Here is a 7,478-nt window from a genome sequence, read left to right as displayed (position 1 = left end):
GCCCAGGCGTAGGCCTCGGCCATATCATCAATGAACGCATCCACCCGAGCGTCCACGCCGGCAGCATCATAGTGCGACCGGGTGGCGTCCTGATGGGCCGCGCCACTTTGATGCCACACCACCGGGCGGGTGTCAGGTGCAAGTCGGGCCAACGCTTCGGGNNGCACCACCTTCGCCTTCACCCAGCACCAGAAGCCGCAGCGGCTGCTCGCCCCGCGCGCTGAAACGCTCCGCGGGCGCTGCCAGGGTCGCCAGCTCACGACGCACTGGGTTGCCGACTTCCTGCGCTCCTTTCAGGCCAGTCGGGAAGGCAGTGAGTACCGATTGCGCCAAAGGCGCCAGGTAACGATTTGTCGTGCCCGGGATGGCATTCTGTTCGTGAATGACCAACGGTTTCCACAACAGTTTTGCCGCAATACCACCAGGGCCGGAGGCAAACCCGCCAAAGCCCACCACCACATCCGGCTTGAACCGCCAGATCACCGCCAGCGCCTGACAGATGGCCGCCAGAATCAGAAATGGCGCCTTCAGAAGGCCGGCCATACCGCGGCCCCGCACGCCCTGCACGGACAGATAATGCAGGGCAATACCCGCACCCGGCACCAGACGGGCCTCAATACCTTTGGCGGTACCCAACCAGGCTACCTGAACGCCTTGCGCCTGCAGCTCGCGCGCCACCGCCAACGCCGGAAACACATGACCTCCGGTGCCGCCAGCCATAATCAGGGCTTTTTTACGGGAGGCTGAAGTCATCATGCTGCCTCCCGCCACTGTGAGCTCACCGACACCGGCTTGACCCGGGTGCGCACGCGCGAAACCGGAACCGCCTGGCGCTGCTCCCAATCCACCCGAATCACAAAGCCGATCAGCGCGCAGCCAATCAACAAGCTGCTGCCGCCATAACTGATAAACGGCAGAGTCAGTCCCTTGGTGGGCAACAAGCCCGCGGCAACCCCCACATTGATGAATACCTGGAAGGTGAACAATATGGCCACGCCGTAAGAGGCGAACGCGGCAAACAACCGGTTGGCCGTCAGGCTTGCGCGAGCGATCGCAAAAATCCGCACGATCAACGCCGCGAATACGCCGAGCATAACCACCAGACCGATCAGTCCAAACTCCTCGGCCATGATGGCGGCAATAAAATCCGTGTGCGCTTCCGGCAGATAAAACAGTTTCTGGAGACTGTTCCCGAGACCAAGGCCAAACCACTCGCCCCGACCGAAGGCGATCAGGGATTGCGTCAATTGATAGCCGGAGCCGAACTGGGCCGACCAGGGGTCCAGAAAGGTCACCAGACGGGTCATCCGGTAGGGCGAATACACCGCCAGCGCTGCCAGACAGGCAATGGCCGCCGCCCCCAACAATCCGAAGTGCCAGAGCTTGACCCCCGCGATAAACATCATGGCCAGAACCACACTGGCCAACACTACGGCACTACCGAAGTCCGGCTGGAACAACAGCAGCAAGCACATCAGCCCCAACACCAGCACCGGCTTCACGAAGCCCTGCCAGCCGGTATACAACTCCTGATGCCGACGGGCGAAGAAGCTGGCAAAGAACACAACCGCAGCCACTTTGGCCACTTCCGAAATCTGAACTGAGATGACCCCAAGATCCAGCCAGCGACGGGCGCCGTTCACCTCCCGGCCAATACCCGGAACCAACACGAGGCAAAGCAAACCCAGGGTCGCCACCATCAACCAGCCGGCGTATTGCTGGGCATAGCGCACCGGCACCGCCACGACCAGAGCGGCAACCGCCACCCCCAACATCAGGTACACAAAGTGCCGCTTGGTAAAGAACCAGGGGTCACCGTAGGTATCCGCCGCAAACGCGATCGAGGCAGAGGCGATCATCACCAGGCCAATGCTGAGCAGACCGAGCCACAGGAGAATCAGCCATTGATCCACGCCGCCACGAAAAATCGCCACGGATTCTTCCCAGTGCTGTTTGAGCCAATTCATCATTGCTGGCCCTCCACTGCCTGGCGGAACTGCTCGCCCCGGTCCTGATAATTGCGGAACATATCGAAGCTCGCGCAGGCCGGGGACAACAGAACCACATCGCCTGACTGTGCGGCGGCGGCAGCTTTGCGCACCGCATCCTCCATGGAGTCCGCGCGGATCACGTCCGCCAGGTCGCCCAGCGTCGCTTCCATGGCATCGGCGGCGGTGCCGATCAACACCAGGGTGCGAACACAGCGCTCGACCGGTTTGCGCAACTCGGCAAAGTCCGCGCCTTTGGGATCGCCGCCGGCGATCAACACAACTTTTCCCTGAGGGGGCATCAGCCCTTCAATGGCCGCCACGGCGGCGCCCACGTTGGTACCCTTGGAGTCGTTGTAGTAGGTCACGCCAGCGTGTTCCGCCACCCACTCGCACCGGTGCGCCAAGCCCGGGAAGCGACGCAGGGTGTTAAGCATGGACTCGTGGGCCAAGCCCGCCGAGTGACCCAGCGCCAACGCCGCCAACGCGTTATCGATATTGTGCCGTCCCTTGATTTTCAGCTCGCTCGCCGGCATCAGAGGGTCGAGCTGCCAGTACAGCCACAACTCGCCCTCATGCTCGGCCGCGCCAAACCGGTGAAACTCCGGGCGCCCACCAAAGGTGACCGGTATCGCATTGACACTCATCGGCGGCTGGGTCAGCACACTCTGGCTGTTGTACACCACCTGTTCCGCGCCGAAATAAACCCGCAACTTGGCCTGATGGTAGGCGGGCATGTTCGGGTAGCGATCCATATGATCGGCACTGACATTCAGTACCGTGGCCACCTTGGCGCTCAGTTTGGAAACACCCTCCAGTTGAAAGCTGGAAAGCTCCAACACGTACAACTCAACGCTGTCATCGAGCAGATCCAGTGCCGGGGTGCCGAGGTTGCCGCCCACGGCGACCCGCACGCCCGCATCTTTGGCCATTTCACCCACCAGGGTGGTGACCGTGCTCTTGGCGTTGGAGCCGGTAATCGCGATCAGCGGCGCCTTGGCGTAACGCACGAACAGTTCGATATCGCCCACCAGGCGAGCGCCGGCATTGCGCGCCTGTTGCAGCTCGGGGATGCTCATCGCAATCCCCGGGCTGACCACCACTTCTTCCACCCGGCTCAGCAACGCCACATCCAGAGGGCCGAACTGCACCCGCTCGGCACCAAACTCCTGCTCCAGCGCCTCGCGCTGGGGATGATCCGCACGGGTATCCAGCAAGGTGAACGCCTGCCCCCGACGCGCCAGAAAACGCGCGACGGAGACGCCGGTCACACCGGCGCCCACGATGGCGGTTTCACAGCTTGACGCAATCAGTTGAGGCACAGTTTTACTCGCTCCGTTAACGCAGTTTCAATGTGGCCAGCCCGAAGGAGACCAACATCACGGTAATAATCCAGAAGCGCACGATCACGCGCGGCTCCGGCCAGCCTTTCAATTCGTAATGGTGATGCAGCGGTGCCATCCGGAAAATCCGCCGACCGGTCAATTTGTAGGACGCCACCTGCAGAATGACCGACACCGTTTCCATCACAAAGATGCCGCCCATGATGAACAGGACAATCTCGTGGCGGACAATCACGGCGATCACCCCCAGTGCGGCACCCAGTGCCAGTGCGCCCACATCGCCCATAAATACCTGAGCCGGATAAGTGTTGAACCACAAAAAGCCCAGCCCGGCACCTGCCAGGGCGCCGCAGAAAATCACCAGCTCACCGGCGCCGGGGATATGAGCGATGTGCAGATAATTGGCAAACTCCACGTGGCCGGACAAATAGGCAATGATCCCCAGCGCCGAGCCCACCATAACCGAAGGCATGATCGCCAACCCATCCAGACCGTCGGTCAGGTTCACCGCGTTGCTCGAACCGACAATCACGAAGTAGGTGATCACCAGATAAAACACGCCCAGATCCAGCGCCACGTTTTTGAAAAACGGTACAAACAGCTGGGTCTCCGCAGGCAGTACGGCGGTGTAATACAGAAACAGGGCCGCGCCGACACCGGCCACGGATTGCCAGAAATACTTCCAGCGCGCGGGCAAACCACGGGAGTTGGACTGAACCACCTTGCGGTAATCGTCGACCCAACCCACGGCGCCGAAAATGCCGGTCACCACCAGCACCACCCAGACATAGCGATTGCTGAGATCGGTCCAGAGCAGGGTACTGATGAAAATAGCCGCTAGAATCAGCGTGCCGCCCATTGTCGGTGTACCGGACTTGCTCAAATGCGTTTGCGGTCCGTCGCTGCGCACAGCCTGACCGATCTGCAGGTAGTTGAGCCGGCGAATCATCCAGGGCCCCAACAACAGTGAAATCACCAGGGCTGTCAGCACCCCGAGAATCGCACGCAGCGTCAGGTACTGAAACACGGCCATGCCGCGCAGGTATTCTTGTAAGTATTCTGCGAGCCACAGTAGCATCAGTCTTGGTCTCCGATTTTGCTCAAACCGCGCACCACCCGATCCATACCGGCGCTGCGAGAACCTTTAATCAACACGCGGGTGTGTTCATCCAGCTCACCCTTGAGGGCTGCAATCACTTCCTCATGAGTACGGTAGGCGCTGGCGCCCTCACCAAAGGCCTCAGCGGCCTGGGCGCTCAGGGGCCCCAGCGTCACCAGCCGATCCAGGCCGCGTTCGCGCGCCCGCTCACCCACCTCACGATGCAGCTCGGCACTGTGTTCTCCGAGCTCGCCCATATCGCCCAGCACCAGTATACGTTTGCCCTGGTGTGCGGCGAGCACTTCGATCGCCGCCCGGACCGAGCCGGGGTTGGCGTTGTAACTGTCGTCAATGATCAGCGCGTCGGCCCAACCTCGCCGGGCGGACATACGCCCCGCCACCGGTTCAAAACTCTCCAACCCACGGGCAATGGCCTGAGCGCTCAGGCCCAACGCCAACGCACAACCGGCTGCGGCCAGCGCGTTTCTGACGCTGTGCTCACCCGGTACCGCCAGTTGCACCCGCGCCTCATCGTTGCGGGTGACCAGGGTGAACAACACGCTATCGGGGCGATATTCGATATCGCGAGCGTGGCAATCCGCCTCCTGCTGATCCAGTGACACACTGATCACCCGGCGACCGCCCAGACTGGACAACCAGTAAGAGGCAAAGGCGTCGTCGCGGTTGATCACGGCAATGCCGTTTTCATCCAGCGCGGTATAGATTTCTCCCTTGGCGCGGGCGACACCTTCGACCGAACCAAAACCTTCGATATGCGCCGGCATGACGTTATTGATCAGCGCCACCTCCGGCTTCGCCCACTGGCAATAGGACGCGATTTCGCCCGGGCCACTCGCGCCCATCTCGATCACCGCATACTCGTGATGTTGATCCAGCTCCAACAGCGTCAACGGCACGCCGATGTGGTTATTCAGGTTGCCCCGCGTTGCCAGAACACCGCCGGCGCGCACCAGAATGCCCGCGAGCATGGTCCGGACGGTGGTTTTGCCGCTGCTGCCGGTGATCGCCACCAGCGGGCCCCGAAACCGTTCACGGTTGAGCAATGCCACCTGGCCCAGGGCCGTCAGGGTATCCGGCACAACCCACTGAGGTACGGTCAGGTCCGGCACCGGCTGGTCGACCACCACGCCACAGGCGCCCCGGTCGACTGCGGTCTGCACAAACTCATGGCCGTCAAAGCGCTCGCCCCGCAGCGCCAGGAACAGATCCCCGGCCTGCACGGTTCGGGTGTCGGTGCTCAACCGACGGAACTCGGCATCTCCCTGGGTCAACTCACCCCCAAAACGACGGTTCAGCTCTGACAAAGCGATCGTACCGATCATGGTGTCACCTCCCCGGGGGTCAACTTAGCCAGCCGACGCTGCAACGATTGGCGCACCTGCTGGCAATCACTGAACGCCAGGGTTTCCCGGGCAAAAATCTGATAATCCTCATGGCCCTTACCCGCGACCAATACCGTATCGCCGGCGCGGGCCTGCTGAATGGCCAGGTCGATAGCCTGAGCGCGATCGGCAATCACCAGGCACTGATGGTCATTGTCCATGCCCCGCAGAATGTCCGCCGCGATCTGGGCGGGATCCTCTGAGCGGGGGTTGTCGTTGGTCACTACCACGTAATCGCTGTACCGCTCGGCAAGCCGCCCCATCTTCGGACGCTTGGCGCGGTCCCGGTCTCCACCGCAACCGAACACACACCATAGCCGACCCGTATTGTGGTGGCTCAACGCTTTGAGGGTATTCTCCAGTGCGTCCGGGGTGTGGGCGTAATCCACCACCACCTGCACATCCTGTCGCTGTTCATCCAGGACCACCGGCTCCATGCGCCCGGGCGCCGGCACCAGACCGGGAACGGCCGCCAAGATGTCCTCCAGTGTCATGCCGGCGGCGCAGAGCGTTGCGATCACGCCCAGCAGGTTGCTGAGATTGAACTCACCCAACAGTGGGCTGTGGAGCTCGCCCTGTCCCCAGGGGGTGTTGATCAGGGCACTGATGCCCGCGCGCTGTTCGACCCGATCGGTGACGTAGACATCGGCTTGAGGGTCATCCAGGGCATAACTCACCACCTGAACTCCTTCCGGCACCTGATTGGCGAGGCTCGCGGCCCAGGCATCATCCCGATTGATGACCGCCACCTGCAGGCCGGGTTGCTCCAGCAAGCGTGCCTTGGCGGCGCCATAGCGGATCAGATCTCCGTGGAAATCCAGGTGGTCATGGCTCAGGTTGGTGAACAGAGCGGCCGTCATCGTCACAGCGGCCACGCGCCCCTGAACCAGACTGTGGGAGGAAACTTCCATGGCCACCGTCTGCGCGCCCTGATCCACCAGCGAGCGCAGCGTTTTCTGCACACTCAGCGCGTCCGGTGTGGTCAAGCCTGTGTGTTCCAGGCCGGCAATCTGCTTGGCGGCAGGCTCATCGGCTTTCAACAGTCCATACCCCAGAGTGCCGATCACCCCTGCCGTTCCCCAATGGACGGCCGCCAGCTGGGCCATCAGCAGAGAGCAGGTGGTTTTGCCGTTGGTTCCGGTCACGCCAAAGATGTTGACCGCTTCGCTCGGGGACTGATACAGCCGATTTGCCAACTCGCTCAGTTGGCCCGCCAGGTTGGGCAGTGCAACAACCGGCACAGACTGAAGGTCCGCCGGTGCGTCCACATCCACCAGCACCGCCACGGCGCCACTGTCGACGGCATCCTTTATATAAGCTCGCCCATCATGCACCGCGCCCTTGAGGGCGACAAACGCATCACCGGGCTGAACCTGGCGGCTGTCCAGGGTCAGCCCCTGAATGTCGGGCAGCGACGCCGGATCGAGCTTCAGCGCCGGTGCCAGGTCCGCGAGGTTAATGGCGTAGCGACGGGTCATGACCAGGGCTCTCCGCGCTTTTTGTCATCCTGAACCATGATGCCTTTCGCCCCGTCCACTCTGGGCGGCACCTGCAAAAGACGCAGTGCGCCTTCGGCTACTCTGGAAAACACCGGAGCGGCCACTTGGCCACCAAAATAACGCTCATCCGAGGGCTCATCGATGAT

General features: G+C 62.0%; 7 protein-coding genes (1 of these 7 cut by a window edge). All 7 read right to left on the bottom strand.

The features are described 5' to 3' along the window. Positions 1-132 precede the first annotated feature (132 nt). Tightly spaced (at most 16 nt apart), the 7 genes in view from B3187_RS07205 to B3187_RS07175 form a layout consistent with a single transcriptional unit that may run on beyond the window. On the bottom strand, positions 133-756 hold the full coding sequence (locus B3187_RS07205) for a glycosyltransferase (RefSeq protein ID WP_349678197.1): 624 nt from the start codon (positions 754-756) through the stop codon (positions 133-135). Next, positions 753-1,970, bottom strand: coding sequence for a putative lipid II flippase FtsW (ftsW, locus tag B3187_RS07200; protein WP_286805417.1), 1,218 nt, complete (start codon positions 1,968-1,970; stop codon positions 753-755). Before ftsW ends, B3187_RS07205 begins: the two co-directional genes overlap by 4 nt. After that, on the bottom strand, positions 1,967-3,310 hold the full coding sequence (gene murD / locus B3187_RS07195; RefSeq protein ID WP_286805416.1) for a UDP-N-acetylmuramoyl-L-alanine--D-glutamate ligase: 1,344 nt from the start codon (positions 3,308-3,310) through the stop codon (positions 1,967-1,969). The genes ftsW and murD overlap by 4 nt, the downstream gene beginning before the upstream one ends. A gap of 16 nt (positions 3,311-3,326) precedes the next feature. Next, positions 3,327-4,409 (bottom strand): phospho-N-acetylmuramoyl-pentapeptide-transferase, encoded by a 1,083-nt coding sequence (gene mraY, locus B3187_RS07190; RefSeq protein ID WP_024460828.1) that lies wholly within the window; start codon positions 4,407-4,409, stop codon positions 3,327-3,329. Further along, positions 4,409-5,773: a UDP-N-acetylmuramoyl-tripeptide--D-alanyl-D-alanine ligase gene (locus B3187_RS07185; protein WP_286805413.1), complete on the bottom strand. Its 1,365-nt coding sequence runs from the start codon at positions 5,771-5,773 to the stop codon at positions 4,409-4,411. Before B3187_RS07185 ends, mraY begins: the two co-directional genes overlap by 1 nt. Beyond that, the gene (locus B3187_RS07180) at positions 5,770-7,311 is read right to left on the bottom strand and encodes a UDP-N-acetylmuramoyl-L-alanyl-D-glutamate--2,6-diaminopimelate ligase (RefSeq protein WP_286805411.1); all 1,542 of its coding nucleotides are present in this window, start codon (positions 7,309-7,311) and stop codon (positions 5,770-5,772) included. The genes B3187_RS07185 and B3187_RS07180 overlap by 4 nt, the downstream gene beginning before the upstream one ends. After that, positions 7,308-7,478, bottom strand: the end of a protein-coding gene (locus B3187_RS07175) for a peptidoglycan D,D-transpeptidase FtsI family protein (protein WP_286805409.1). The gene runs 1,572 nt beyond the window's last position; only the last 171 of its 1,743 coding nucleotides appear in the window; the start codon falls outside the window, past its right edge; the stop codon is at positions 7,308-7,310. Before B3187_RS07175 ends, B3187_RS07180 begins: the two co-directional genes overlap by 4 nt.

It is taken from the genome of Marinimicrobium sp. UBA4209 (genome assembly GCF_002381585.1).
In the GTDB taxonomy this organism is placed as follows: domain Bacteria; phylum Pseudomonadota; class Gammaproteobacteria; order Pseudomonadales; family Cellvibrionaceae; genus Marinimicrobium; species Marinimicrobium koreense.
Note: the sequence above shows the minus strand (reverse complement) of the source record. Positions and strands in the feature narration are given on the sequence as shown.